This is a genomic window from Mesorhizobium montanum (genome assembly GCF_033977145.1).
Lineage (GTDB): Bacteria > Pseudomonadota > Alphaproteobacteria > Rhizobiales > Rhizobiaceae > Mesorhizobium > Mesorhizobium montanum.
Map to the genome: position 1 here is coordinate 41,457 of NZ_JAVIJF010000017.1, position 23,437 is coordinate 64,893.

Annotated in this window: 24 protein-coding genes, 1 tRNA gene and 1 pseudogene; 12 read left to right on the forward strand and 14 right to left on the reverse strand. The window is 64.8% G+C overall.

The annotated features are described in order from the left end of the window. Nucleotides 1–49 precede the first annotated feature (49 nt). Genes RFM68_RS22325 through RFM68_RS22335 form a run of 3 tightly spaced genes read right to left on the reverse strand, consistent with a single transcriptional unit; the run spans nt 50 to nt 2,768 of the window. Nucleotides 50–1,549, reverse strand: coding sequence for an ATP-binding protein (locus RFM68_RS22325; RefSeq protein WP_430694909.1), 1,500 nt, complete (start codon nt 1,547–1,549; stop codon nt 50–52). Between the two features lie 59 nt (nt 1,550–1,608). Further along, a complete protein-coding gene (locus RFM68_RS22330) occupies nt 1,609–2,307 on the reverse strand; it encodes a response regulator transcription factor (RefSeq protein ID WP_320235182.1) in 699 nt (232 codons plus the stop codon). Nucleotides 2,308–2,348: 41 nt separating this feature from the next. Continuing rightward, complete coding sequence (locus RFM68_RS22335) at nt 2,349–2,768, reverse strand: hypothetical protein (RefSeq protein WP_320235183.1); 420 nt, start codon at nt 2,766–2,768, stop codon at nt 2,349–2,351. A gap of 253 nt (nt 2,769–3,021) precedes the next feature. On the opposite strand from RFM68_RS22335, the gene RFM68_RS22340 reads away from it, so the two are divergent. Further along, on the forward strand, nt 3,022–3,900 hold the full coding sequence (locus tag RFM68_RS22340; protein WP_320235184.1) for an HpcH/HpaI aldolase/citrate lyase family protein: 879 nt from the start codon (nt 3,022–3,024) through the stop codon (nt 3,898–3,900). Between the two features lie 74 nt (nt 3,901–3,974). Further along, a complete protein-coding gene (locus RFM68_RS22345) occupies nt 3,975–4,181 on the forward strand; it encodes a DUF1737 domain-containing protein (protein ID WP_320235185.1) in 207 nt (68 codons plus the stop codon). Nucleotides 4,182–4,422: 241 nt separating this feature from the next. On the opposite strand, the gene RFM68_RS22350 is transcribed toward RFM68_RS22345, so the two are convergent. Then, nucleotides 4,423–4,860, reverse strand: coding sequence for a metallopeptidase family protein (locus RFM68_RS22350; RefSeq protein ID WP_320235186.1), 438 nt, complete (start codon nt 4,858–4,860; stop codon nt 4,423–4,425). Nucleotides 4,861–5,042: 182 nt separating this feature from the next. Between RFM68_RS22350 and RFM68_RS22355 the strand changes: the two genes are divergently transcribed. The 3 genes from RFM68_RS22355 to RFM68_RS22365 are packed head-to-tail and all read left to right on the forward strand — an operon-like array spanning nt 5,043 to nt 10,784. Then, entirely contained in the window at nt 5,043–6,035 is a 993-nt protein-coding gene (locus RFM68_RS22355; protein ID WP_320235187.1) for an ImuA family protein, read from the forward strand. Then, the gene (locus tag RFM68_RS22360) at nt 5,977–7,458 is read left to right on the forward strand and encodes a DUF6504 family protein (protein WP_320235314.1); all 1,482 of its coding nucleotides are present in this window, start codon (nt 5,977–5,979) and stop codon (nt 7,456–7,458) included. Before RFM68_RS22355 ends, RFM68_RS22360 begins: the two co-directional genes overlap by 59 nt. After that, nucleotides 7,455–10,784 carry an error-prone DNA polymerase gene (locus tag RFM68_RS22365; RefSeq protein WP_320235188.1) on the forward strand — a complete coding sequence of 1,110 codons (3,330 nt, stop codon included), beginning with the start codon at nt 7,455–7,457 and terminating at the stop codon, nt 10,782–10,784. Before RFM68_RS22360 ends, RFM68_RS22365 begins: the two co-directional genes overlap by 4 nt. Nucleotides 10,785–11,013: 229 nt before the next feature. On the opposite strand, the gene RFM68_RS22370 is transcribed toward RFM68_RS22365, so the two are convergent. From RFM68_RS22370 to RFM68_RS22385, 4 genes are all read right to left on the reverse strand, one after another. Beyond that, nucleotides 11,014–11,259 (reverse strand): Trm112 family protein, encoded by a 246-nt coding sequence (locus RFM68_RS22370; RefSeq protein ID WP_320235189.1) that lies wholly within the window; start codon nt 11,257–11,259, stop codon nt 11,014–11,016. A 25-nt stretch (nt 11,260–11,284) separates the two neighbouring features. After that, nucleotides 11,285–11,956, reverse strand: coding sequence for an LON peptidase substrate-binding domain-containing protein (locus RFM68_RS22375; protein ID WP_320235190.1), 672 nt, complete (start codon nt 11,954–11,956; stop codon nt 11,285–11,287). Between the two features lie 285 nt (nt 11,957–12,241). Then, entirely contained in the window at nt 12,242–13,234 is a 993-nt protein-coding gene (gene trxA / locus RFM68_RS22380) for a thioredoxin (protein ID WP_320235315.1), read from the reverse strand. 82 nt (nt 13,235–13,316) lie between these two features. After that, nucleotides 13,317–13,814: a prolyl-tRNA synthetase associated domain-containing protein gene (locus RFM68_RS22385; protein WP_320235191.1), complete on the reverse strand. Its 498-nt coding sequence runs from the start codon at nt 13,812–13,814 to the stop codon at nt 13,317–13,319. Between the two features lie 208 nt (nt 13,815–14,022). Between RFM68_RS22385 and RFM68_RS22390 the strand changes: the two genes are divergently transcribed. Together RFM68_RS22390 and RFM68_RS22395 are read left to right on the forward strand one after the other, a co-directional pair. Then, nucleotides 14,023–14,097, forward strand: a tRNA-Gly gene (locus RFM68_RS22390). Between the two features lie 486 nt (nt 14,098–14,583). Beyond that, on the forward strand, nt 14,584–14,979 hold the full coding sequence (locus tag RFM68_RS22395; protein WP_320235192.1) for a hypothetical protein: 396 nt from the start codon (nt 14,584–14,586) through the stop codon (nt 14,977–14,979). A gap of 185 nt (nt 14,980–15,164) precedes the next feature. Here RFM68_RS22395 and RFM68_RS22400 read toward each other — a convergent pair whose 3' ends face one another. Next, complete coding sequence (locus RFM68_RS22400; protein ID WP_320235193.1) at nt 15,165–16,010, reverse strand: hypothetical protein; 846 nt, start codon at nt 16,008–16,010, stop codon at nt 15,165–15,167. 328 nt (nt 16,011–16,338) lie between these two features. Here RFM68_RS22400 and RFM68_RS22405 point away from each other — a divergent pair, with 328 nt between their 5' ends. Then, nucleotides 16,339–16,533, forward strand: coding sequence for a hypothetical protein (locus RFM68_RS22405; RefSeq protein ID WP_320235194.1), 195 nt, complete (start codon nt 16,339–16,341; stop codon nt 16,531–16,533). A gap of 304 nt (nt 16,534–16,837) precedes the next feature. On the opposite strand, the gene RFM68_RS22410 is transcribed toward RFM68_RS22405, so the two are convergent. Beyond that, on the reverse strand, nt 16,838–17,134 hold the full coding sequence (locus RFM68_RS22410) for an adenylate cyclase (protein WP_320235195.1): 297 nt from the start codon (nt 17,132–17,134) through the stop codon (nt 16,838–16,840). A gap of 166 nt (nt 17,135–17,300) precedes the next feature. Beyond that, nucleotides 17,301–17,741 carry an Lrp/AsnC family transcriptional regulator gene (locus RFM68_RS22415; RefSeq protein ID WP_320235196.1) on the reverse strand — a complete coding sequence of 147 codons (441 nt, stop codon included), beginning with the start codon at nt 17,739–17,741 and terminating at the stop codon, nt 17,301–17,303. A gap of 129 nt (nt 17,742–17,870) precedes the next feature. Between RFM68_RS22415 and rocF the strand changes: the two genes are divergently transcribed. Together rocF and ocd are read left to right on the forward strand one after the other, a co-directional pair. Continuing rightward, nucleotides 17,871–18,803 carry an arginase gene (gene rocF / locus RFM68_RS22420; RefSeq protein WP_320235197.1) on the forward strand — a complete coding sequence of 311 codons (933 nt, stop codon included), beginning with the start codon at nt 17,871–17,873 and terminating at the stop codon, nt 18,801–18,803. A 2-nt stretch (nt 18,804–18,805) separates the two neighbouring features. Then, on the forward strand, nt 18,806–19,864 hold the full coding sequence (gene ocd, locus RFM68_RS22425) for an ornithine cyclodeaminase (RefSeq protein WP_320235198.1): 1,059 nt from the start codon (nt 18,806–18,808) through the stop codon (nt 19,862–19,864). 176 nt (nt 19,865–20,040) lie between these two features. Here the strand turns inward: ocd and RFM68_RS22430 are convergent, their stop codons facing one another. Both RFM68_RS22430 and RFM68_RS22435 read right to left on the reverse strand, forming a co-directional pair. Further along, the gene (locus tag RFM68_RS22430; RefSeq protein ID WP_430694910.1) at nt 20,041–20,499 is read right to left on the reverse strand and encodes a helix-turn-helix transcriptional regulator; all 459 of its coding nucleotides are present in this window, start codon (nt 20,497–20,499) and stop codon (nt 20,041–20,043) included. Continuing rightward, a pseudogene (locus RFM68_RS22435) lies at nt 20,473–21,113 on the reverse strand (cupin domain-containing protein); the annotation flags it as partial. The pseudogene RFM68_RS22435 and the gene RFM68_RS22430, both read right to left, overlap by 27 nt. A 98-nt stretch (nt 21,114–21,211) precedes the next feature. Here RFM68_RS22435 and RFM68_RS22440 point away from each other — a divergent pair. Together RFM68_RS22440 and RFM68_RS22445 are read left to right on the forward strand one after the other, a co-directional pair. Then, on the forward strand, nt 21,212–21,580 hold the full coding sequence (locus RFM68_RS22440) for a DsrE family protein (protein ID WP_320235200.1): 369 nt from the start codon (nt 21,212–21,214) through the stop codon (nt 21,578–21,580). Between the two features lie 87 nt (nt 21,581–21,667). After that, a complete protein-coding gene (locus RFM68_RS22445) occupies nt 21,668–22,390 on the forward strand; it encodes a methyltransferase domain-containing protein (RefSeq protein WP_320235201.1) in 723 nt (240 codons plus the stop codon). 13 nt (nt 22,391–22,403) lie between these two features. On the opposite strand, the gene RFM68_RS22450 is transcribed toward RFM68_RS22445, so the two are convergent. Continuing rightward, nucleotides 22,404–23,402: a LacI family DNA-binding transcriptional regulator gene (locus RFM68_RS22450; protein ID WP_320235202.1), complete on the reverse strand. Its 999-nt coding sequence runs from the start codon at nt 23,400–23,402 to the stop codon at nt 22,404–22,406. Between the last annotated feature and the right edge of the window lie 35 nt (nt 23,403–23,437).

A 23,437-nucleotide genomic window follows, 5' to 3' on the forward strand; every position in this document is an offset into this window, starting at 1 on the left:
AGAGCGGTTCAACTCTTCCGTGGCTGAACCGCTCCAGGCCGCCGCGCCTTCACGCAACCGGCAAGTCGATCTCGAAGCGCGTGCCGCGTTCGGAGTCAACCAGCCCGATCGTGCCATCATGCGCTTTCAGGAGGGCCAGCACGATGCCGAGCCCCATGCCGGTGCCGCCGGTCTCGCGCCGCGTGGTGAAGAACGGCTCGAAGATTTTGGTTCGATTTGCGGTTGAGATGCCGTCGCCGTCGTCGCCGACATGGACCAGTACGCGCCCGCCAGCAGTCGAAGCATCGATCGCCACCTGTCGAGCGCCGTGCCTTGCCGAATTGTCGATCAGGTTGGCGAGCACGATCGCCAGGTTCTCGGCCGAAATGCCGAGGCCGATATCGCCGCCGGCGTCGATACGCGCCTCAAGCCTGGTGTCGATCGGCAGAAGCGCCAATGCAGCGCCAAGCGTCGTGTTTTCGCCGCTGGGCGCCAGGTTTTCGGCGCGTGCCAGGTCGAGCAGCCGGCGCACCAGGAGATTGAGCCGCCCGGCATCGGTGACGATGTTGTTGGAGAAGCGTCGCCGCTCGGTCTCGTCCATCGCCCCGCCGGAATCCCGAAGCAACTCCGCCGCGCCCTGGATCGCCGTCAGTGGCGATTTCAGTTCATGCGAGACATGGGTGGCGAAGGTCTGGATGCTGTCGGAGCGCGCCTGCAACTTGGTCGCCATGTCGAGAAAGGCCGCCGACAGCGCCGCCATCTCGCGCGTGCCGTGATGGTCGAGCGGCCTGATCGCGTCGCGGTCGCCGGCGGCGATGCGTTTGGTGCGGTCGATCAGCGCATAGATCGGCCGGCTGACGGTGCGGATGAACACCAGCGCGATCAACAGCGTACCGCCGAGAATCGCGATCGCCGCCAACGTCACCTTGCCGCGCTCGCCATAGAGATGCTTGACGATGTTGTTGGGCGTTCGCGACAGATAGACGACGCCGGCGATCCGGCCGGCGACCTCGACCGGCATGGCGACGAAGACGCGCACCCTGGTGCCGCGGCTCACCGAATAAAGCGGTGGCGGCGGCTGGTCGGGGATCCTTAACCGGAGCTCGCTGGCATAGACGCCCGAAAGCGCGGTCCGCACCTCCTCGACCTGGCCAAGCGAAAGGCCCATCTCGTCGCCACCGGCAATCACCACGCCACGCGGATCGAGCAGGCGGAAGCCGGCAAGGGTCGTTTTCTGCGTCTCGTCCAGAATGCCGTCGAGCCGCGCGCCGATGGCCGCGAAGGCGGGATCGGCGGTGGCCGGAACCGCCGCCGGCCGCATCGGCATGACGTCATCCGAAGCGAGATCGAGGCGTGGCTCGATCGGCTCATAGGGATAATTATTGTCCCTCGCGGGATCGACCGAGATCGGCGAACCCAGCTTTTCCGGGGGAATGCCGGCGGCGCGCAGCTCCTGGGCATAGACGGCCGCGACGACCGCCCCTTGCGCGATGAGCTCGCCCTCGGTCTGGCGGATCAGCTGGTTCTCATAGAGCCGGAAGAAGAACAGCCCGACCAGCGGCAGCGCCATCACCACGATCAGGATGGCGAAGACGACGGTGGCGAGCCGCGGCCGCCACCTTTCCTTGCTCAACCACCGCATCGGCCGAGCCGGAAGCCGACGCCATGCACCGTCGCGATCGCGTCGGCGCAGCCGATCGCCGCCAGCTTGGCTCGCACGTTGCGGATATGGCTGTCGACCGTGCGTTCCGAGACATGGATGTTCGAGGCATAGGCATTGGCCATCACCGCGTCGCGGCCGAGCACATGCTGCGGGCGGGCCAGAAAACCTTTGAGGATCGCGAACTCGATCGCCGTCAGGGTGAGCGGCTTGCCGTCGAAGCTCGCCGCATGGCTTGCCGGGGCGAGCATAAGCTTGCCATGCGCGAACTGCCGGTCGTCGGCTTCTTCCTCCGCGGCTGCCGGACGCGCGCGGCGCAGGATGACGTTGACGCGGGCGACCAGCTCGCGCGGGCTGAACGGCTTTGTCACATAGTCGTCGCCCCCCATTTCAAGGCCCAGCACGCGGTCGATTTCCTCGTCGCGCGCCGACAGGAACAGCACCGGCACGTCGGAGCGCTGCCGGAGCCGGCGGCAGACCTCCAGCCCGTCCATTTCCGGCATGCCGATGTCGAGCACGATGAGGTCGGGCGCGCGGCGCTCGACCGCCTGCAGCGCGGCCGCGCCATCGGCCACGCCAAGCGTCTTCATGCCGGCCTTTTCCAGCGCGAAGCAGATGATCTCGCGGATATGCGGGTCGTCGTCGGCGACGAGGATGTTGTGCGGCATGGAATCAGCGGCCCGGCGCGTGAGGTTCGGTGACGGCAGGATTAGAGCAATTCCAGGAAAAGTGCGAAATGGTTTTCCGCCCGGCGCTGCATCAGGAGGCGCTGCATCAGGACAAGGAGATGAAGCGACGAACCGCTCGGGCCTGTGCCGAGCGCACGGCGAAGTTGACAAAGAGCGTCATCGCCGAGCCTTCCTCGGAGTGTTCGTCCCGACCATGTGGCGCGATCTTGGGGCGAAAGGCAGGACGTCTGCCTCACGGCACGGCCCTGGCGGCTCGACCAGCCACCAGCCGTCGTTGCATAGCCGACGTGGCAGAGACCAGCGGGGTTTGTGATCTGTTCGCATGCCGCCTCTTTCGCCGGCCGGCGCGGAAAGCGCGCGGCGGATTGGAGGAGGTTTTCCGCAATGATTTGCAGTTTTCGTGCAGGTTGCTCTTCCAGGGTCATGCGCTCCGAGGTCATTTCCGAACGCCGGCGCCGCCCCTCACCTGCCTGCCGGCATCCTTTCCCCGTATAGTGACGGGGAGAGGGGCGCCGTCGCCGGCGGTTTCGCCAATCGCCAGCATTGCAGGATGAGAGCCGAGGTCGCCGCCAGCCCTTTCTCCCCGTCACTATACGGGGAGAAATGCCCGGCAGGGCAATGAGGGGCAGCGCCAACCTTAAAGGTCAGCGGGCGTTACTTGCCTCGCCCGCCATCACCCGGCATAGATCGGCCATGACCGTTGAGACCTATCGCCCGCGCCGCTCGGTGCTCTACGTGCCCGCCTCGAACGACAAGGCGCTCGCCAAGATCGCCTCGCTTGCCTGCGACGCCGTCGTCATCGACCTCGAAGACGGCGTCCTGCCCGCCGACAAGGCAGCGGCGCGCGACAAGATTGCCGGCATCCTCGCCGGTCCCGAACGGCGCTGCGAGATGGTGGTGCGCATCAATCCTTTAGCCAGCGAATGGGGCGCCGACGATCTTCTGGCGGTAGCCAGGGCCGGGCCCGACGGTATTCTTCTGCCCAAGATCGGCACGCCGCGCGATATCCTCGAGGCGGGCGACCTGCTCGACGACAATTTCGCGCCGGACAGCGTGAAACTATGGGCAATGGTCGAGACGCCCAAGGCGCTGCTCAACATCGGCGCTATTGCCGAGCTCGGCCGCGATCCGGCTTCGCGCCTGGCTTGTTTCGTCGCCGGAACGAATGACCTGGTGAAGAGCACCGGTGTTCTGGCAACGCCCGACCGGCGCTATCTGATGCCCTGGCTGATGCAGCTGGTGCTCGCCGCCCGCGCCGGCGGCCTCGACGTCATCGACGGTGTCGCCAATGATTTTCGCGATCTCGATGCCCTGGCACGGGAGTGCGCCGAGGCCGCCGCCATGGGCTTTGACGGCAAGTCGCTGATCCACCCCAACCAGATCGAGCCGGCGAACCGCGCCTTTTCGCCGTCGCCCGAGAGGCTGGCCACGGCCCGCGCCATCAGGGATGCGTTCGCGCGGCCCGAAAATGCCGGCAAGGGCGTGATTGCGATGGACGGCCGGATGGTCGAGCGGCTGCATCTGGCCGAGGCGGAGAAACTTCTGGCGAAGGCCGCCGTTGTTCGCGCATGATGCGCAAGGCGGGATAGAAACGATTTTTCAGGACCGTGAGCGGCTTTCCGCCCAGTCACGACAGGATAGGCTCAATGAAACTCTACCGCTTCCTCACCGGCCCGGACGACGCCACCTTCTGCCACAAGGTGACGGCGGCGCTGAACAAAGGCTGGCACCTGTTCGGCTCGCCGACCTATGGCTTTGATCAGGAGGCGAAATCGATGCGCTGCGGCCAGGCCATGGTGAAGGACGTCGAGGGCCAGGAATACATGCCGGATACAAAGCTCAGCGACTGGTAGATACAGCGGATCTCCTCCGCAAAGGGCAGGGCAATCGCATAATAAAGGCGCGCGGCAGCGTTCCCTCCCCCTTGTGGGGAGGGTTAGGGTGGGGGTCCTTCTTCGCAAGACTCATATGCGATTGCCCTGCTCTTGTGGGGGGAGATGCCCGGTCCACCTTCCGTAGCTGCAGCTGGTGCGAAGGACAGGCAGGGTAGAGGGGCGTGAAGGAACGGGGCGTCCGCCTAGAGCGATGTGACGCTCAACCCGGCGCCACCTGCTCGGCGGCTTCCTCGATCCGCTCCATGTCGTCGTCCGACAGGCCGAAATGATGGCCGATCTCGTGGATCAGCACATGGGTGACGATGTCGCTCATCGTTTCTTCGTTCTCGGCCCAATAGTCGAGTATGGCGCGGCGGTAGAGCGTGATGCGGTTCGGGCCTTCGCCGGTCTGCGGATTCCAACGCTCGGCGATGCCGCGCCCCTCGAACAGGCCGAGCAGGTCGAACGGGGTCTCCAGCGACAGGTCGTCCATGATCTCGTCGGTCGGAAAATCGGCGATCTGGATGATGATCTCGCCGGTGAGCTTGCGAAACTCTTCCGGCAGATGGGCGTAGGTCTCCAGCGCCAGAAGCTCCAGCTCGTCGATCGACGGCGAGAGCTGGTCGTGCCAGGTGCGTGTCTTGTAGATACGGGCCATGGGGTTTCCTTTGATCCCGGCATATAGGCTTTCGCGCCGATTGAGGCAAATGAGCCGGCTGGTGTGCGCTTTCACGATAAAAGACGAAGGAATAAATTCCTTGTGACTCCGCTTGACTCTTTCGGGCGCCTCTGGAATCTATAGGAACATAACAGGAACAATTGCTGCCGGAAGTGAACGTCATGGCGATGAGCGCCGTGGCGCGGGACACTGTTTTTGCCCTGCGCCGCCAGATCGCGAAGATTGAAGGAACGCTGCCCGAGCGCCTGGAAGCCCCGGCGCCCGGCGCGCTTACCAATGCTGCCGGTTCGGATATGACGCTTGTCCGGCGCGGCCTCGCCGTGGCTTCGGCGGACGCCTTCCTGCACACCGGCATCGAGCGCCTCGACACCGCCCTTGGCGGCGGCCTGCCCAGGGCGGCGCTCAGCGAGATCCATGGCCTGGAGACCCGCGATGCCGGGGCTGTCGCCGGCTTCGCGCTGTCGCTTACGAGCCTGATCCTCAAGGAAAGCCAAGGCCTGCCGATCCTTTGGGTCGGCACCGCGGAAATTTTTCACGAAGCCGGCCTTCCTTATGCCAGGGGTCTTCATGCCCTGTTCGGCATCGAGCCGGAGCAATTGCTGTTTTCCGAGGCGCCGAAGCTGCTCGACGCGCTGTGGATCGCCGAGGAAGCCGCCCGCATGACGGCCTTCGCCGCGGTCATCCTCGAGGTCCGCGGCAGTCCGCAGCGGCTCGACCTCACCGCCACGCGCCGGCTGCATGCCCGTGCCCAGAATGCCGGCCGTCCGGTGCTTTTGCTGCGCCAGGCCGGCGCGGCCGACCCCACCGCAGCGCCCGTGCGCCTCATCGTTTCGGCCGCGCCCGCGGCGAGCCGCGAAACGGTCGCCGGGCCGCTCGCCGGCTCGATCGGCCGCCCCGCCTTCAAAGTCGATATCGGCAAGAGCCGCACGGCCCTGCCCGGACAATTCACACTGGAGTGGAATCCCGATGAGCACGCTTTTGCAGAAAAAACAGAGAATTCTGTCGCTGTGGTTCCCGCATCTGGCCGCCGAGCGGATCCTGCGCCAGCGTCTGGGGCGGTCCTGGCGTTCCCGTCCGTCGGCTCACCTGCCACTGGTGATCAGCCATCGCGACAACAACACCCAGCGCATCGCAGCCCTCGACGAGCGGGCTGAGGCGCTCAGGCTGAAGCGCGGCATGGGCATTGCCGACGCGCGCGCCATGCATCCTTCGATCGATGTGGTCGAGGCCGACGCGGAAGCCGACCGCCGCCTGCTCGAAGGCCTCGCCGACTGGTGCGACCGTTACACGCCGCTGGTGGCGATCGACGCCGAGGACGGGCTGTTCCTCGACGTCACCGGCTGCACGCATCTGTTCGGCGGCGAGCGCGCCATGCAGGACGAGATCCTCGCCCGCTTCTTCCAGCAGGGTTTCGATGTCCGTGCCGGCCTCGCCTCGACGCCGGGCGCCGCCTGGGCGGCGGCACGCTTCCATGGCGACCGTATCGTTGCCGGCGGCGAGGAGGAGGCGCTTCTGGCACCGCTTCCATTGTCGGCGCTGCGCATCGCCCCGGAGACCCGCGCCAGCCTGGAGAGCGTCGGCCTGCGCACCGCCGGCGCGGTGATGGCGGCACCGCGCGCGCCGCTCGCCCGCCGCTTCGGCGCCATTTTGCTTTTGCGCCTCGATCAGGCGCTCGGCCGCCTCGACGAGGCCGTGTCGCCGCGCCTTCCCGTCGCGCCGCTCTCGGTCGAGCGTCACCTTGCCGAGCCGGTCATGCTCACCGACGATATCGAGCGGCTGGTGAGCCGGCTTGCCGTCGCCTTGAAGACCGACCTCGAACGCCGCGGCGAGGGCGCAAGGACGCTGGCGCTGCTTCTCTTCCGCGTCGACGGCGCCATCAGCCGCATCGCGGTCGGCACCTCGCGCCCGATGCGCGAGCCGCGGCTGATCCAAAAACTGTTCCATGAGCGGCTCACCGCGTTGGAGCAGAACATCGATGCCGGCTTCGGCTTCGACCTCGTGCGGCTGTCCGTGCTGTCGGTCGCCGCCTTCGACTTGGCTCAGGGCGACCTCACCGGCGAGACGGACGATGATGACGCCGATATCGCTTTGTTCGCCGACCGCGTCCGCGCCCGCCTCGGCGAGGCCGCCGTGCTGAAGCCAGTGGTGGTCGAAAGCCATCTGCCGGAACGGGCCGTCAAAACTGTGCCTTTCGCCGAAGTGCCGCAAAGGCGCGCGCCGTCGAAACAATCCGACCGGACCGCTCCGCCGATGACCATCTATCCGCCGGAGCGGCCGGTGCGGCTGTTCCGCTCACCCGAGCCGATCGAGGTGCCGGCGACCGAAATCCCCGAGGGGCCGCCGATGAATTTCCGCTGGCGGCGCGCGCTTTACCGCGTCGCCCGCGCCGAAGGGCCGGAACGCATCGCCGCCGAATGGTGGCGCCAGCTGCCCGGCGCGGAAGAGGCGCCGACCCGCGACTATTACCGTATCGAGGACAGCGTGGGGCGCCGCTACTGGCTCTACCGCCAGGGCCTCTACAGCAGCGCCTCGCAGGCCGCGCCGCCGCGCTGGTTCATGCACGGGGTGTTCGCATGAACGCGCTGACCGCCATCCCCTATGCCGAGTTCGGCATCCGGTCGAACTTCTCCTTCCTGCGCGGCGCCTCGAAGCCCGAGGAGCTGGTGGTCACGGCGAAATTCTACGGCTTTGCCTCGATCGGCCTTGCCGACAGGAACACGGTCGCCGGCGTCGTGCGCGCCTGGCAACAGGCCAAGGTCGAAAAGATGGCCTACCATCCCGGCTGCCGCCTGGTTTTTGGCGACGGCACGCCGGACATTCTCGCCTACCCGCGCGACCGCCAGGGCTGGGGGCATCTCTGCCGCATGCTGACGCAGGCCAACCTGCGCGACGAGAACGAAAAAGGCGCGACGCTGCTCGAATGGAGCGACCTGCTCGAATGGGGCGATCTGATGTCGCTGGCGGTGCTGCCCGATCTGTCCGGTGGCGCTGAAGACAGCCTGTCGCTTATTAGCCGGCTTAAAGACCGCTTCGGCCCGGCACTCCGGCTGGCCGTGGCGCCGGATTATGGCGGCAACGATCGCTTCCGCATCGAGCAGGCGGCGGCGATGGCCGAGCATGCCCGCGTCCCGCTGATGGCGACCAACGACGTGCTCTATCATGCCGCCGAGCGCCGGCCGCTGCAGGACGTGCTGACCGCAATCCGCCTCAACACGCCGGTTTCCGAGGTCGGGCTGGAGCTGACGGCCAATGCCGAGCGCCATTTGAAACCGCCGCTGGAGATGGCGCGGCTTTTCCGCCGGCATCCCGAGGCGCTGGCCGAGACGCTGCGCTTTGCCGGCGAACTCACCTTCGCGCTCAGCGACCTCGAATACAATTATCCCGACGAGCCGACCGTATCCGGCCTTGGGCCGCAGGCCGAGCTGGAACGCCTGGCGCGCGAAGGCGCGGCCGTGCGCTATCCGGCCGGCGTCCCCGACCATGTCACGCAGCGGATCGACAGCGAGCTCGTTCTGATCGAGCGCCTGAACTATGCCCGCTATTTCCTGACCGTCCATGACATCGTCAAATTCGCCCGCAGCCAAGGCATCCTTTGCCAGGGCCGCGGTTCGGCCGCCAATTCGATCATCTGCTTCTGCATCGGCATCACCGAGGTCGGCCCCGAGCGCATCGACACCTTGTTCGAACGTTTCATTTCGGAGGAACGCAACGAGCCGCCCGACATCGACGTCGACTTCGAGCATGAGCGGCGCGACGAGGTCATCGCCTATATCTATGAGAAATACAGCGCCAAGCGCACCGCTCTGGCCGCCGCCGTCATCAGCTATCGCGGCCGCTCCGCCTTGCGCGAGGTGGCCAAGGCCATGGGCCTGTCGGAGGATGTCCGCAGCGCGCTGTCGAGCACCATCTGGGGCTGGTCGACCTCGGAACTCGGCGAAAGGGAAGCCAATGCCGGCGGCCTCGACCGCACCGATCCGCTGTCGCGGCAGGTGCTTGAGCGCGCCAACGAGATCATGGGCTTCCCCCGCCATCTTTCCCAGCATGTCGGCGGCTTCGTCATCACCCGCGACCGGCTCGACGAGGTCGTGCCCATCGTCAAGACGGCGATGGAGGAGCGCAAGATGGTCGAGTGGGACAAGGACGACCTCGACGCGGTGAAGATCCTCAAGGTGGACGTGCTGGCGCTCGGCATGCTGACCTGCCTGAAGCGCGCTTTCGATCTGCTCGAGACCCACTATCGCGCGAGGGACGATTATGGCCGGCCGCTAACGCTGGCGACGATCCGTGAAGCCGATACGCGCGTCTACGACATGATCTGCCGGGCCGACACGCTCGGCGTCTTCCAGATCGAGTCGCGCGCCCAGATGTCGATGCTGCCGCGCCTCAAGCCACGCACCTTCTACGATCTCGTCATCGAGGTGGCGATCGTGAGGCCCGGCCCGATCCAGGGCGACATGGTGCATCCCTATCTGCGTCGACGGCAAGGTAAGGAAAAGGCCGAATACCCCAAGCCTGAGTTGGAAGAGATTCTCGGCAAGACGCTCGGCGTGCCTTTGTTCCAGGAGCAGGCGATGAAGATCGCCATCGTCGCCGGCGGCTTCAAGCCTGGTGAAGCCGACGAGTTGCGCCGGGCCATGGCGACCTTCAAACGCACCGGCACGATCGGCAATTATGAAACGCGAATGGTCGAGGGGATGGTCAAGAAGGGCTATCCGAGAGAGTTCGCCGAGCGCTGCTTCAAGCAGATCGAAGGCTTTGGCGAATATGGCTTTCCCGAAAGCCATGCCGCGTCCTTCGCGTTGCTGGTCTATGCCTCCTGCTGGTTCAAGACCTTCTATCCCGACGTGTTTTGCGCCGCGATCCTCAACGCGCAGCCGATGGGTTTCTACCAGCCGGCTCAGCTCGTGCGCGACGCGCGCGACCACGGTGTCGAGGTGCGTGAGGTCGACATCAACCATTCCATCTGGGACTGCACGCTGGAAGGAACCGCCTTCGATCCGTCCCGCATCCTCGAACGCCACGCCTCGATGCGCGGCGTCATCGAGACGGCTCATGCCGTGCGGCTCGGCTTCCGCCAGATCAAGGGTCTGTCCGAAGAGCGCATGGATGCCGTCGTCGCCCGGCGCGGCGATGGTTATCGGTCGGTCAGGGATGTCTGGCTGCGTTCGGGCCTCGATGTCGGCGAGATCGAAAAGCTGGCGCAGGCCGACGCTTTCCGCTCGATCGGCCTCGACCGCCGCGCCGCGCTCTGGGAAGTGCGCGCGCTCGACGGCAAAAGCGCCGCCGAGAAACTGCCGCTGTTCGACCAGCCGTCACTGGGTGGTCTGCGCGAGCTGGAGCCGGAAACGAAGCTGCCGAAGATGCCGCTCGGCGAGCATGTCGTTCACGACTACCGTTCGCTCGGCCTGTCGCTGAAGGAGCATCCCGTCGCCTTCCTGCGTGAACGGCTCACCCGTGCCGGCATCACCCCCAATGCCCGCCTGCCGTCGGTGCGCGACGGCCTCCGCGTCTCCGTCGCCGGGCTGGTGCTGGTGCGTCAGCGGCCGGGCAAGGGCAATGCGATCTTCCTTACGCTGGAGGATGAGAAGTCGATCGCCAACGTCATCATCTGGCCGCGCGTCTTCGACCGCTTCCGCTCCATCGTCATGGGCGCGCGCTTCATCCGCGTCACCGGGAAATTGCAGCATGAATCGGACGTCATCCACATCGTCGCCGACAGGATCGAGGACCTGACCTCCTGGCTGAGCGTGCTGCTGCATGAAGCACCCGTCATCGAGCATCGTCCCGCTGAGCCTTCGGATTGGCCAGGGCCACCAAATGGTGGCCTGCCGGCCCGCCAGGACAGCACCGCGCTGTCGGAAACCGCACAGCAAGTCATGCCGAGGGGACGGAATTTTCAGTAGAACGACTGCGGGTGCCGCCACCCTGCCGAAACCTTGATGTCGGCGGGACAGCGCCCCCCTCTGGCCTACCGGCCATCTCCCCCACAAGGGGGAGATCAGACGTCACGGCGGCTTTCGCCAATCTCCAACATTGCAGCAATGTCGCAGCGACTGAAGATGTCCGGCTGGACAGAGGGGGGCGTGAAGGATCGCCAACAGACGACTTCATTCATACCGATAACTTGTCGATTCACGAAGGTCCGCTGAGCCGCGGCGGCGGTGCCGGCAAGACATCCTCGGCCGAAATCGTGCGCGCCTCCGACGGCAGCATGATCGGGATGCCGTCGCGCACCGGATAGGCGAGCTTGGCCACGCGCGAGACCAGCTCGCCGCGCTCGGGGTCCCAGGTCAGCGGCCCCTTGGTCAGCGGGCAGGCAAGCAGCTCCAGAAGCTTCGGATCAACGGCGGCTTTGCGCCCATCGCGTCCGTCCGCCATGTCAGTCTCCCTTACTCCGGTCGTCCTATTGCAGACTTGACCCAAACGCGTCGTCCTCGCGCGCCAGCGTCATTTCAGTAATCGCGATCAGCGTCTCGGCGCGCGTCTTCAGGTCCGGCGCTTCCAGCAGCGCCTGCTTCTCGGCCGGTCCGTAGGGCGCCATCATCGACAGCGCGTTGACCAGCATGCCGTTTTCGGCGCGGCTGACGCTCTCCCAGTCCGCCTCGAGGTCGTTGGCCTGCAGATAGGCGCGAAAAGCCTTGAGCAGCGCCGGCCGGTCGACCTCGGCGCCGGCCGGGTCTTCCTCGAGGTCGGCGAGAAACGGCGCGATCCTGCACTGCCGGAACGGCGCCTTTGCCGTGAGTTCCTGCCCTATGCGAAACCGGCACACGCCCTGCAGCGAGATCAGGTAACGGCCGTCGCCCGTTTCGGCGAGCGAGATGATGCGCCCGGCGCAGCCGACATTGCACAGCTCCGGCTCGCCATCGTCCCGCAATGCGCCGTCGAGGCTGGGCTGGATCATGCCGATCAGCCGCGAGCCGGCCATCGCCTGGTCGATCATCTGCAGGTAGCGCGGCTCGAAGATGTTGAGCGGCATGCGGCCGCCCGGCAGGAGCAGTGATCCGGCAAGCGGGAACACCGGGATCGCCGGGGGCAAATCCTTGGCAAGCCGATAGAGTGCGTTACCGACCCGCACCGCAACCCTCCCAAAGCAACGCCGGCAAGCGCATCAACCTGCAATCTCCTCTCGCACCGGCAAACTCCTCTTGAGCGGGCAGCGGACCGCCAGCTTGCCCTTATCTGGCGCTGGAGCCCCGCTGCTCAAGCCCGCCGGCCACGACAGCCGGCAAAAAAATTCAGAGCAATTCCAGGAAAAGTGCTTAGCGGTCAGGTTCGGCGACTTCGCCGTAGCCTTCCGTCCGGAACTGCGCAAAAACAAAACTCAGAGCGGTTCGGCGATTGTGTGAAACGCTGAACCGCTCTACGAGAACAGCAGCGACGAAAGCTTGCGCCGCGCGTCAAGCGTCGCCTCGTCGGTCATTCCCCAGGCCTCGAACAGCTTCAACAGCTGCGCCTTGGCGCCGTCGTCGTTCCAGGTCCGGTCGGCCTTGACGATGGCCAGCAGATTGTCGGCGGCAGCATTCCGCTCGCCGCGCGCATTCTGGATCATCGCCAGATCGAAGCGCGCCTGATGGTCGGCCGGATTGGCGGCGAGCCGGCGCTCGAACTCGGCCGGATTGCCCAGCCCCGCCGCTTCCGCCGCAAGCGCCATCTTGGCGCGCAGCGCGGCCAGCGCCGGCGCGTCCTTCTTGTCCTCGGGCGCCCGGGCCAGAACAGCCTCGGCGCCTTCGGCGTCCCCGGCATCGAACAGGATCTCGCCGAGGCCCGCGACCGCCTCGATCGTCTCCGGCGCCTGCTCCAGGATCGCGTCGTAGATGTCGGCCGCGGTCTGGACGTCGCCGGACGTGCGCGCCTCGGCCGCCGCGGCAAGCGCATCCGCGATCTGTGGCGCGCCGCCACCCTTGCCGCCGACCTTCTGGATGAACTGGGCGATCTGGCTTTCGGGAACAGCGCCCATGAAGCCGTCGACCGGCTGGCCGTCCTTGAAGGCGATGACCGCGGGAATCGACTGGATGCCGAGCTGGCCGGCGATCGAGGGATGGTCGTCGATGTTCATCTTGACCAGCTTGACTGTGCCGCCGGCGGCCTGCACCGCCTTTTCGAGCTGCGGCGTCAGCTGCTTGCACGGCCCGCACCATGGCGCCCAGAAGTCGACCAGCACCGGCTGGCGGCGCGATTCCTGGATGACGTCGGCGGCAAAGCTGGCGGTCGTGGTGTCCTTGATCAGGTCGGCGGCCGCGGGCGCGTCGCCAAGCGAAACCTTGGCGCGGTCGCCGCCGCCATATTGCACCGTCTGGGCGTACTGGCCGCCATTGCCGCCAAACGCGCCGCTATACGGATTGTTGTCGCTCATCGTATCGCCCTTTCGGTCGCGCCCTCGGGCGTCGGCGCCCGGCGCGTCGTTGTCGGATTCGGTTTCGCCTTCCATGTGGCGATCAAGCCGAGACTTTCAAGATAACAGGATCGTGGCCGGTTGCCTCGACGAATCTGATCAGATCGGGGGCGGCGATCGAGGTCGTCGCCTCATTGGTCAGCGGATGGCCGTTGATGACGTCGTGGCTCATCAACTCCTGGTCGAGCACCGCCTTGACCTTTCCTCCCGTGTCGTTGATCAGGCCGAAAACGGTGACCGCCCCGGGGATGACGCCGAGCAGTTCCATCAGCATCTCGGGCTTGCCGAAGGACACCCGGCTGGCGGCGCCGATCAGGTGGTGGATCTGCTTCAGGTCGACCACGGCCTCCTCGCCGACGGTGACGAGGAAATAATTGTCCTTCTTGTCCTTGAGGAACAGGTTCTTGGTGTGGCCGCCATGAATTTCGCCGCGCAGGGCCTGGGAATCGGCCACCGTGAACAGCGGCGCGTGGCGCACCGTCGAGACGGCAATGCCGAGATCGGCGAAAAAGGCGTTGAGCTCGGCTTCGGTCTTCGGCATCGGTCCTCACGTCGTCCAACAGGGCTGATGCCGTTTACGGCCAACGATGCCTCCAGGGCAAGGCCGCCTTGGGCCGGACAGCTTAATCCGGATACCGGAGAAAACGCTGGTCACACGCGGAGCCGGCTCCAAAAGACCGTCATTTCCCTGTTGCAATCGCCGCGCTCTTCGGCCATATAGGCCCGGCTTGCGGCCCAAGGCCGCGCGAGCGGGTGTAGCTCAGGGGTAGAGCACAACCTTGCCAAGGTTGGGGTCGAGCGTTCGAATCGCTTCACCCGCTCCAGTTCCCTCCAGGGATCAAGCGCTTGTGAAATGGGCCGGTTTATCCGGCCTTTTTCATGTGTTCGGCCAGCGCGTATCAGAGAACGCGATACGCCGTCTCAGTCCGGTTCGGCTTTCATTACAATTGCGAGCACCGGCGCCATTTCCAAATCCTTGTATTTGAAGTGTGCGGCACTGCCCTGTTGCTGCATCAATTCGACAGTTGATGGGGCTACTCAATGGGCTGCAGTGCCGGCGGGTCGAACGAGAAAGGGAAAAGGCCGGCTTTAAGGCTCGCCCTCGGGTCGGCGCGCGGCCTCGATCCAACGTCCGATCACATTGGGTAACATTTGCGTTCCACCTCCATTTCAATGCCGGGATGACCGCTATATCCCGCCTTGGGCCGAGAACCGCCGGCGATGAATTACACCGCGACACGACGCGACCTGACGGCCCGTTCCGGAAAAGCGATTCCATCGCTTCTCCATTCATTGCAAGGAGAGTCATCATGCGCTCTTTCACAGCAAAAACCATCGTTGCCGCTTCGATCCTCGCGGCCATACCGCTTTCGAGCGCCTATGCGGTGCACCGCCACCACAGGGCACCGGTCGACACCATGACCACGGGATCGGTGCCGGCGAACCCGGAAGCGAGAGCGGCGATGCAGCAGTTGCAGGGCGTAAAACAGGGTATCCGTGAAGCTAGGCAGGTCGGCAAGATCACGCAGGACCAGGCCCGTGACCTTATGCAGCAGGCGGATACCATCCAACGCACCGCGCTGACTTCCGGAGACCGTTCGGCGCTGGGCCAGATCAACAGGCTGGATCAGCGGCTTCAGAGAGCCACCGGCCAGGGAACCTATATCGGTAGCGGCGGCGACGGCGGCTACTATCCGAACGGCTGACGAATATTCGTTCTTCATAAAGCGGCCGCCGGTGCGATCAGACCTACCTGAGCCCCACCGGCGGCCGGAAATCATCCGGCCCCCATGCATGTCGCCCAAAAGTGCGCAGCGGTTTTGGGATAACGACATGCATCAAAACAAAGACTTAAAGCGCGTCGCCTGAATCCGTTTCATCGCGACGCGCCCTAGCGGCCAAGCCCGACCAGCCGGGCCGAGCGGGCAAGCCCTTCGAGGGCGCGCTTGGCCATGCCTCTTGCCGGTCCTTCCACCGGCGCTACGGCGAGGCTGCGCCGCTTTTCCTGCGCAAAGCCTTCGAGCTCGCTGAAGAAGCCGGCATCATGGAAGCGGAATGCTTCCACCGTGCGAAACGCTTTCACACCGGCCTTTGCCGTCCACTTTTCGCCTTCCTGCCTGGTGACGGCAACGTGGGTTTGGCCCTGTATGACCCGCGCCAGCCGCTCTTGATCCGGCTTCGTGCCCGGCGCGAAGAACCGCACGGCTGCGCCGAAGGCGCGGTGCGGATCCGTCACCAGATCCTCGTAGCCCACCAGGAGGCGCTCGAAACTGGCCGGATTGTCCACCCACTTGGCCATGAACGCAGCCCAGCCCTCGGCCCGGATGCGCGCGAACTGTTGGAAGCTTTCCTTCGTGTCTGCTCCGCCGTCCAGCAGATACAGCTCGAAGTCCGAGATCGTCGCCGGGGTGAGCGATCGGTACTGGATCAGATAGGGCACGTCCGGCAAGATCGGAACGGACAGGTCGAAGTCGTGGTTCTTTGTAAAGTTCATGCCCGGGCGCGTGCACGGCGCGCTGCCGCAGCAGGCTGGATCCTTCGGGTAGAACAGGCAGTATTTGAAGTCGCCGCCGAAATAGGCGAGCGCAAGACGATGCATCAGATGATGCCCACTCCGCGGCCAGCTCATGCCGGCGACGTATCTGACTTTCACGCGACTCGAGCCCCTGTTGTCACGCTTTTGTGATACACTTTCCATAGTCGGCGGAATGCCCGGGGTCCAGCGCCTGCGGGCCATCGCCCACAGCCTTGATGTGTCGTGGTCTTCACAGGACGGCGCGGAGGCTCCGCGAGATTTTATCGATCAGCTGGAACAATCGGCCCTCGGCGGAGATTTGGCTGCGCTGAACTGGAGCAATTCCAGGGAAAGTGCGAGCGGTTTCCCGTCCGGAATTGCGTTAAAACAAGGAGATGGAGCGGTCCGCCGGTTCCGTGAAACGGTGAACCGCTCAATGCATGTTGCCCAAAAGTGCGCAGCGGTTTTGGGATAACGACATGCATCAAAACAAAAACTTAAAGCGCGCCGCCTGAATCCGTTTCATCGCGACGTGCTTTTAGGAGCGCCGATGAGGTTCGCAGCGATGCAGGATCCATGTGACGACTGGCTCGTTTGTGATCTGGTTTACGATCTCCCGGCGGAGATAGGAGGATGGCTTCTGATCGGGCTGACGCGAGGCGAAGCCGAGCAACTCGCCGACCAGGCTAATGCAGGAATTATCGAGCAGGTTACCTCGTCAGCCCCATTCGCCAGCGTCGCCTGACGACGCGAACAATTCCAGGAAAAGTGCGCAGCGGTTGGGTTCGGCGACTTCGCCGTAGCCTTCCGTCCATAATTGGATCGCCTCACCCGCTCCAGTTTCCCTTTCGGGATCGATGTTCGAAAAAGCCGCGGTTCTCCGCGGCTTTTCGTGTTTCGGGCGGGAGGGGACCGCAGCCGACAAAAAAAGGTCGAGAGCCGCGTCGCATCCATGGGCCGATTTGCTCCGGCCTTCGGTTGAGGTCGTAGCGAACCTGTGACCCGGCGACGACCTGGTATGTGCAATCCCGCCGCTTAATGCCCGTCGCCTAGTGATTGTGGGACTGCTGGAAGCCGGCGACGTCATACTGCGATACGCTCTTCGGATTCTTCGAGTTCTGCGGCTGCTCGCCTGCGTAATGTGTTCCCGCGTTGCCATCCGGGTTGAACGCCGAACCCGGAGCAGAGGCGGCGTGGCCCGGCGTGGCGTCCCCTGTCTCGGGGGTCCCGATGGTTTGGCTCGGCTGACCTTTCGTGCCGGTTACGGAGTGGACATCGGTGGCCAGGGCCATGCCGGTGGAGGCTATGAACAAGCCGGCCACTATTGGCGTGAGGAGATGTTTCATCGTGTACTCCTAAAAGCATTGGGTTCAGGAGGGCGCTCGGGTCTTTGGAGCACCCGGCGAGTCGGACATCGTGCTGCTACAAACGCTTTTCGTCGGCCGATCGTCCTGAGCCTCACGAAGCTGTGATGTCACCGAGGCTGACCGGCCTGCCAGGCTGATTGTGCGACTACCCCAGCCGCGCCCTTGTCGTCCGCGGCGTCGCCAGCAGCAAGCTCGTCTCGCTGCCCGTTATCCCCGGGATCAGCCTTATTCGCCGCAGCACCGCGTCGAAGTCGGTGAGCGTGGCGGTGCCGAGCTCGACCACCAGGTCCCAGCGGCCGTTGGTGGTGTGGATGGTCGAGACCTCGGCGAGACCGCCGAGCGCTTTGACGACGCGGTCGGCGGCATGGCCCTCGATCTCGATCGTCATCACGCCGCGTATCTTCTGATCGACCGCGTCGGCGCGCAGCACCACCGTGTAGCCGATGATCTCGCCGGATTTCTCCAGCCGCTCCATGCGCGACCTTACCGTGGCGCGCGACACGCCGAGGTCGATGGCGAGATCGGATACGCTGCGCCGCGCATTATGCCTCAACAGCGTCACCAGCTTCTCGTCAAGAGTGTCCATTCCTGTCCATTTCGATCAAATCATCTGCCCATTATGATAGATCAGCCTTCTCGAAATGCCAATTTTCGCTGTTCAAACCGCCAGCTGCCGATGAGCCAATCCCTCGATATTCACTAGGGCCAAAGAATCATGCGCTGCAGGATCGTCGGCGCGCCGGTACAGGACGGCGCGGGCAGGATGGGATGTGAAATGGGGCCGAGCGCGCTGCGCACGGCGGGGCTGGTCTCGGTGCTGGCCGAGCTCGGCCACGAGGTCGAGGACTGGGGCGCGGTCGAGAAGGCCGTGGCGCGCCCGGTGGCCCATGGCAACCTCGCGCTAAAGGCGCTGCCGGAGATTTCCGCCTGGACCGCCGTGATCGCCGAGACCGCCTATGCGGCTTCGCGCGACGCCATGCCGATCTTCCTTGGCGGCGACCACTCGATCTCCGCCGGAACCGTCTCCGGCGTGGCGCGCCGCGCCGCCGAGCGCGGCCGGCCGCTTTTCGTGCTGTGGCTCGACGCGCATCCCGATTTCCACACGCTCGACACCACCACCAGCGGCAATCTGCATGGCGTGCCGCTCGCCTATGCCAGCGGGCAGGCGGGTTTCAAGGGCTATTTCCCGGATCTGCCTGAAGCCGTCGACCCGGCCCGCATCTGCGCCATCGGCCTGCGCAGCGTCGATCCGGCCGAGCGCCGTGCGATCACTGAAGCCGACGTCACCGTGCACGACATGCGCGCCATCGACGAACACGGCATCGCGCCGCTGCTGCGCGCCTTCCTGGCCCGCGTCGAGAAGGAGAACGGGCTCTTACATGTCAGCCTCGACGTCGATTTCCTCGACCCTTCGATCGCCCCTGCCGTCGGCACCACCGTGCCCGGCGGCGCCACCTTCCGCGAGGCGCATCTGGTGATGGAGATGCTGTCCGATAGCGGCCTGGTCTCCAGCCTCGACCTCGTCGAGCTGAACCCGTTCCTCGACGAGCGCGGCCGCACCGCGACCCTGATGGTCGACCTCACCGCCAGCCTGATGGGCCGCCGCATCATGGACCGTCCGACCCGCAGCCATTCCGGGAGCCTCTGACCATGACCCAGCCTTCGCGCCTTGCCATCGTCCCTTTCGTCAGCGTCGACCGGATGATGAAGCTGGTGCTCGCCATCGGCGTCGAGCGCTTCCTCACCGAGCTCGCCGCCTATATCGAGGAGGATTTCCGCCGCTGGGAGCTGTTCGACAAGACGCCGCGCATCGCCTCGCACAGCCATGACGGCGTCATCGAGCTGATGCCGACCAGCGACGGCCGGCTCTACGGCTTCAAATATGTGAACGGCCATCCGAAGAACATGCGCGAGGGCCGCCAGACGGTCACCGCCTTCGGCGTGCTGGCCGATGTCGGCTCCGGCTATCCGATGCTGTTGACCGAAATGACGATCCTGACGGCACTGCGCACCGCGGCCACGTCCGCGCTCGTGGCCAAATACCTGGCGCCCAAGGGCTCGCGCGCCATGGCCATCATCGGCAACGGCGCCCAGTCCGAATTCCAGGCCATCGCCTTCAAGGCGCTCATCGGCATCGACCGGCTGCGGCTCTACGACATCGACCGCTCCGCCTCGGAGAAATGCGCCCGCAATCTCGCGGCCAAGGGGTTCGACATCACCATCTGCTCGACCGGACAGGATGCCGTGGAAGGCGTCGACATCATCACCACGGTGACCGCCGACAAGCAGTACGCAACCATCCTCACCGACAACATGGTCGGCTCCGGCGTTCACATCAACGCCGTCGGCGGCGACTGCCCCGGCAAGACGGAGCTGCATCGCGACATCCTGCTGCGCTCCGACATCTTCGTCGAGTTCCCGCCGCAGACGCGCACCGAAGGCGAGATCCAGCAGCTTGACGCCGACCATCCGGTGACCGAACTGTGGCAGGTGATGACCGGCCAGGCGCCTGGCCGCAGGGCGCCGGAACAGATCACGCTGTTCGATTCCGTCGGCTTCGCCACCGAGGATTTTTCGGCGCTGCGCTATGTCCGCGACCAGCTTCAGGCCACCGGCCTTTATGAGGAGCTCGACCTGCTCGCCGACCCCGACGAGCCGCGCGACCTGTTCGGCATGCTGCTCAGGGCCGCCATGCAGCCGGCTGCCTAGAGCGTTTCACCGTTTCACGGGAAACGGCGAACCGCTCTATCTCCTTGTTTTTACGCAATTCCGGACGGAAGGCTACGGCGAAGTCGCCGAGTCCAACCGCTCACACTTTTCCTGGAATTGCTCTAAGCAATTCCAGGAAAAGCTGGCCGCCCGGGATCGGCATGCGGACATCGGTCCTATAGGGGACTGGCCGCCGACCGGATTCGCCAGGCTGCCGATGCAATGCCGAATTCGCGCTTGAACGCCCGGTTGAACGCGGCCTCGGATTCGTAGCCTGCCTGAAACCCGATCCGGGCGACGGTTTCGTGCGAGCCGCGCAGCTGCTGCGCGGCAAAACGCAGGCGCTGCCTGCCGAAATAGCGCATGGGAGGCTCGCCCATGATGCGTGCGAACCGTTCGGCAAATGCCGAGCGCGAAAGGCCGAGCTGACTCGCCAGCTCATCGACCGTCCAGTGATGGTCCCTTTTGGCGTGAAGCAGATTGACGGCCTCTCCGATCACGGGATCGGCGAATCCGGCAAGCCAGCCGCGTTCATGCGGCTGTATCGATTCGATATAGCGGCGGACCGCCTCGATGAACAAGCATTCGGCGAGCTGAGCGAGCAGCGGCAGCGAGCCTTTCCGCCCGGCCGCCATTTCCCGCGCGGCAAACCGAAGCGATGTCTCGATCCAGTCGGCGGAATCTGCTTCCGAAACCGCAAGCTTGAGCAGGCTCGGCAAGGCTTTGATCACCGGATCGTTCGGGGCATCGGTACCGAGGAAGCCGCACATGATGTGCGTGCGTTCGCCGCCGCCGCCATAGGTGATCCGCCTATGCTGCCGTTCGCGGGAGGCTCGACGAGCCCCTTGGCATTGACCGCCTCGACGTTCAGATCGCTGCCAAGCCGATGCCCGTCATTGGCGGGAAAGACGATGATCTCTCCGGCTTTGACCGCAACCGGTTCCTCGTTGGCAATCTGCAGGAACACGCACCCTTCCTTGACGTAGTGATAGGCGATCACATGGGCCGGCAAGGGCATCTGCAGCAGGCCGACTTCGTTCGGCCCGATTGCCGTCGCGGTGACGCACCAGGGTGCGCTGAATTCGCAATCGAGGAAGATGCCGCCTGAGAGGCGCAGCGTCCGCAAGACATCCAACAATACGTTCACCGCCAGCCTCCCCAAAAGGATCGAGCAAGAGGATCGAGCAACGAATTCGGCGTTGCGGTCATTACCCGCCGGCGCCTCGGCCAGTATTATGAAAACTAACATTTTTTCCCGCCATGCGCAGCCTGTTGATGGTGGGAAATAGCCGCCGGCTTTGCGGCCTGCCCGTCGGGCCCGCCGCTTGGGAGCAAGGAGCGCAAATCATGGCACAGTCCACACGCAACCTCGTGGTGGTTGTCACGCAGGGAGCCGATCACGAATTGTCTTCCGTCGCCTTCACCATTGCCAACGGCGGCATAACCGCCGGCCTCAAGGTCTCGGTATTCCTGACCAGCGCCGCCGTCGACCTAGTCCGCAAGCGGGCCGTCGAAAATCTGGTGGTGCATCCGCTTGAGCCCCTGGCCGCGCTGATCAAGGATTTTCTGGCCCGCGGCGGCAATCTGTGGGCCTGCACACCTTGCGTGAAGGCAAGAGGCTACACACAGGATGATCTCGTCGCCGGTGTCGAGATCACCGGCGCCAGCAAGATGCACGAACTCATCAAGGATGGAGCGGCAACACTCAGCTTCTGAGGCTACCGCGTCAGCGTCGTCGGGAGGTCCATCATGACTACATTGGCTGCATTCGATCCGAGCGAGCTGGAAGCCAAGGTCAAGGCAATGTACCGCAGCGTCGCGGAAAACCCGCGCGGCGAATTCCATTTCGAGATGGGGCGGGCTCTGGCGGAACGCATCGGTTATCCGCCCGCTGATCTCGACCGCATTCCGGCCGAGGCAATCGAATCTTTCGCCGGGGTTGGCTACCACTTCGATCTTGCCGATCCGAGACCCGGCGAGACCGTTGTCGACCTCGGCAGCGGATCCGGCATGGATACGTTCGTTGCAGCGCTCAAGGTAGGGCCGCATGGCACCGTGGTCGGGATCGACATGACGGATGAGCAGCGCTCGAAGGCGGAGCGGCTGCGCGACCGCGGCGGCTTCAACAACGTGACTTATGTAAAGGGCTACATCGAAAACGTGCCCCTGCCTGACGCTTCGGCCGACATCGTCATCAGCAACGGGGTGATCAACCTGGCGACGGACAAGAGCGCCGTTTTTCGCGAGGCGTCACGCCTGCTCAAATCCAGGGGCCGATTGGCAATTTCCGACATCGTCACCGAAGTGCAGCTGCCCGAGACGATTTTCTGCAACTCGACTCTCTGGGCGGCCTGCATCGGCGGCGCTGCGCAGCAGGATAGCTACTGTTCGCAGATTGCGGCGTCCGGATTGAGTATCGCAAAGGTTCAGGAGAACCCGGCCTACCAGTTCATTTCCGACAACGCCCGCAACGCTAGCAGGAAGTTCGGTGTGAAGAGCATCTCGCTCCTCGCCCTCAAACCGTGAGTGGAGCCGTGGCTCAGGATCGGGGTGCGCAGCTTTCCCGCTCGACCAGACGCGGCGCCAGCACCTCGCGGCGCGAAGGCGCTTCCGGCTCGCCAAGGCGCTCGAGCAGCAGGCTCACCGCGCGCGTGCCGATCTTTTCCACCGGCTGCGCGATCGTCGTCAGCGGCGGCCAGGTCGTGATGGCATAGGGGATGTCGTCGAAGCCGACCATCGAGATGTCGTCGGGAACCCGCAATCCGCGCGTGCGCAACGCGGTGATCGCGCCCATGGCCATCAAATCGTTGCAGGCGAACACCGCCGTGATGTCCGGCGCCTGCGCCATCAGCTGTTCCATCGCCAGCCGGCCGCCGGCGAAATGATAGTCGGAATCGACGATCGATGACGCCGGCAGCTCGATGCCTGCCTCGCCAAGCGCGCGGACAAAACCGCGCAGGCGGGCCGGGCTGGAGCTCGAATCGCGCGGGCCGCCGATGACGCCGATCTTTCGATGCCCGAGCCCGACCAGATATTTGCCGGCGAGATAGCCGCCATGGTCATGGTCGACCAGCACCGAATCGACATTGACCGACTGGATCTCGCGGTCGAGCAGCACCGCCGGCATATTGGGCAAGAGGCGGGCGAAGACCCGCGCATGGTCGGACGAGCCGGCGAAGATCAGCCCGTCGATCTGCTTGGCCATCAGCACCGAGAGATAGCGCTCCTCCTTCTCGGCATTGCCGTCGGAGTTGCAAAGAATCACCGTGTAACCGGAAACGAAGCCGGCATCCTCGATCTGCCGGGCGACGCTGGCGAAGAACGGGTTGGAGTTGTCGGGCAGAAGCAGGCCGATGGTCTTGGTTTCGCCGCGCCGCAGGCTCCTCGCCACCGAGTTCGGGCTGTAGCGGAGCGCCGTGATCGCGACGCGCACGCGCTCGGCCGTCTCCGGCTCGACATGGCGCGTATGGTTCATCACATGCGAAACGGTTGCGACGGACACCCCCGCATAGCGCGCGACATCGGCAATCGTCGTCATGGCCCTGGTCCCCGACTGCTCCTACATTTTCCTCG

Excerpts from the sequence above, each read along its gene's own strand:
- RFM68_RS22345 (WP_320235185.1), top strand. The coding sequence starts at position 3,975 with ATGAAACTCTACCGCTTCCTCACCGGCCCGGACGACGCCACCTTCTGC.
- RFM68_RS22330 (WP_320235182.1), bottom strand. The coding sequence starts at position 2,307 with ATGCCGCACAACATCCTCGTCGCCGACGACGACCCGCATATCCGCGAG.
- RFM68_RS22340 (WP_320235184.1), top strand. The coding sequence starts at position 3,022 with ATGACCGTTGAGACCTATCGCCCGCGCCGCTCGGTGCTCTACGTGCCC.
- ocd (WP_320235198.1), top strand. The coding sequence starts at position 18,806 with ATGACCCAGCCTTCGCGCCTTGCCATCGTCCCTTTCGTCAGCGTCGAC.
- RFM68_RS22365 (WP_320235188.1), top strand. The coding sequence starts at position 7,455 with ATGAACGCGCTGACCGCCATCCCCTATGCCGAGTTCGGCATCCGGTCG.
- rocF (WP_320235197.1), top strand. The coding sequence starts at position 17,871 with ATGCGCTGCAGGATCGTCGGCGCGCCGGTACAGGACGGCGCGGGCAGG.
- RFM68_RS22385 (WP_320235191.1), bottom strand. The coding sequence starts at position 13,814 with ATGCCGAAGACCGAAGCCGAGCTCAACGCCTTTTTCGCCGATCTCGGC.
- RFM68_RS22350 (WP_320235186.1), bottom strand. The coding sequence starts at position 4,860 with ATGGCCCGTATCTACAAGACACGCACCTGGCACGACCAGCTCTCGCCG.
- RFM68_RS22440 (WP_320235200.1), top strand. The coding sequence starts at position 21,212 with ATGGCACAGTCCACACGCAACCTCGTGGTGGTTGTCACGCAGGGAGCC.
- RFM68_RS22400 (WP_320235193.1), bottom strand. The coding sequence starts at position 16,010 with ATGGCCCGCAGGCGCTGGACCCCGGGCATTCCGCCGACTATGGAAAGT.
- RFM68_RS22445 (WP_320235201.1), top strand. The coding sequence starts at position 21,668 with ATGTACCGCAGCGTCGCGGAAAACCCGCGCGGCGAATTCCATTTCGAG.
- RFM68_RS22405 (WP_320235194.1), top strand. The coding sequence starts at position 16,339 with ATGAGGTTCGCAGCGATGCAGGATCCATGTGACGACTGGCTCGTTTGT.
- RFM68_RS22415 (WP_320235196.1), bottom strand. The coding sequence starts at position 17,741 with ATGGACACTCTTGACGAGAAGCTGGTGACGCTGTTGAGGCATAATGCG.
- trxA (WP_320235315.1), bottom strand. The coding sequence starts at position 13,234 with ATGAGCGACAACAATCCGTATAGCGGCGCGTTTGGCGGCAATGGCGGC.
- RFM68_RS22370 (WP_320235189.1), bottom strand. The coding sequence starts at position 11,259 with ATGGCGGACGGACGCGATGGGCGCAAAGCCGCCGTTGATCCGAAGCTT.
- RFM68_RS22335 (WP_320235183.1), bottom strand. The coding sequence starts at position 2,768 with ATGACCTCGGAGCGCATGACCCTGGAAGAGCAACCTGCACGAAAACTG.
- RFM68_RS22395 (WP_320235192.1), top strand. The coding sequence starts at position 14,584 with ATGCGCTCTTTCACAGCAAAAACCATCGTTGCCGCTTCGATCCTCGCG.
- RFM68_RS22325 (WP_430694909.1), bottom strand. The coding sequence starts at position 1,549 with ATGGCGCTGCCGCTGGTCGGGCTGTTCTTCTTCCGGCTCTATGAGAAC.
- RFM68_RS22410 (WP_320235195.1), bottom strand. The coding sequence starts at position 17,134 with ATGAAACATCTCCTCACGCCAATAGTGGCCGGCTTGTTCATAGCCTCC.
- RFM68_RS22430 (WP_430694910.1), bottom strand. The coding sequence starts at position 20,499 with ATGGCGGCCGGGCGGAAAGGCTCGCTGCCGCTGCTCGCTCAGCTCGCC.
- RFM68_RS22355 (WP_320235187.1), top strand. The coding sequence starts at position 5,043 with ATGGCGATGAGCGCCGTGGCGCGGGACACTGTTTTTGCCCTGCGCCGC.
- RFM68_RS22450 (WP_320235202.1), bottom strand. The coding sequence starts at position 23,402 with ATGACGACGATTGCCGATGTCGCGCGCTATGCGGGGGTGTCCGTCGCA.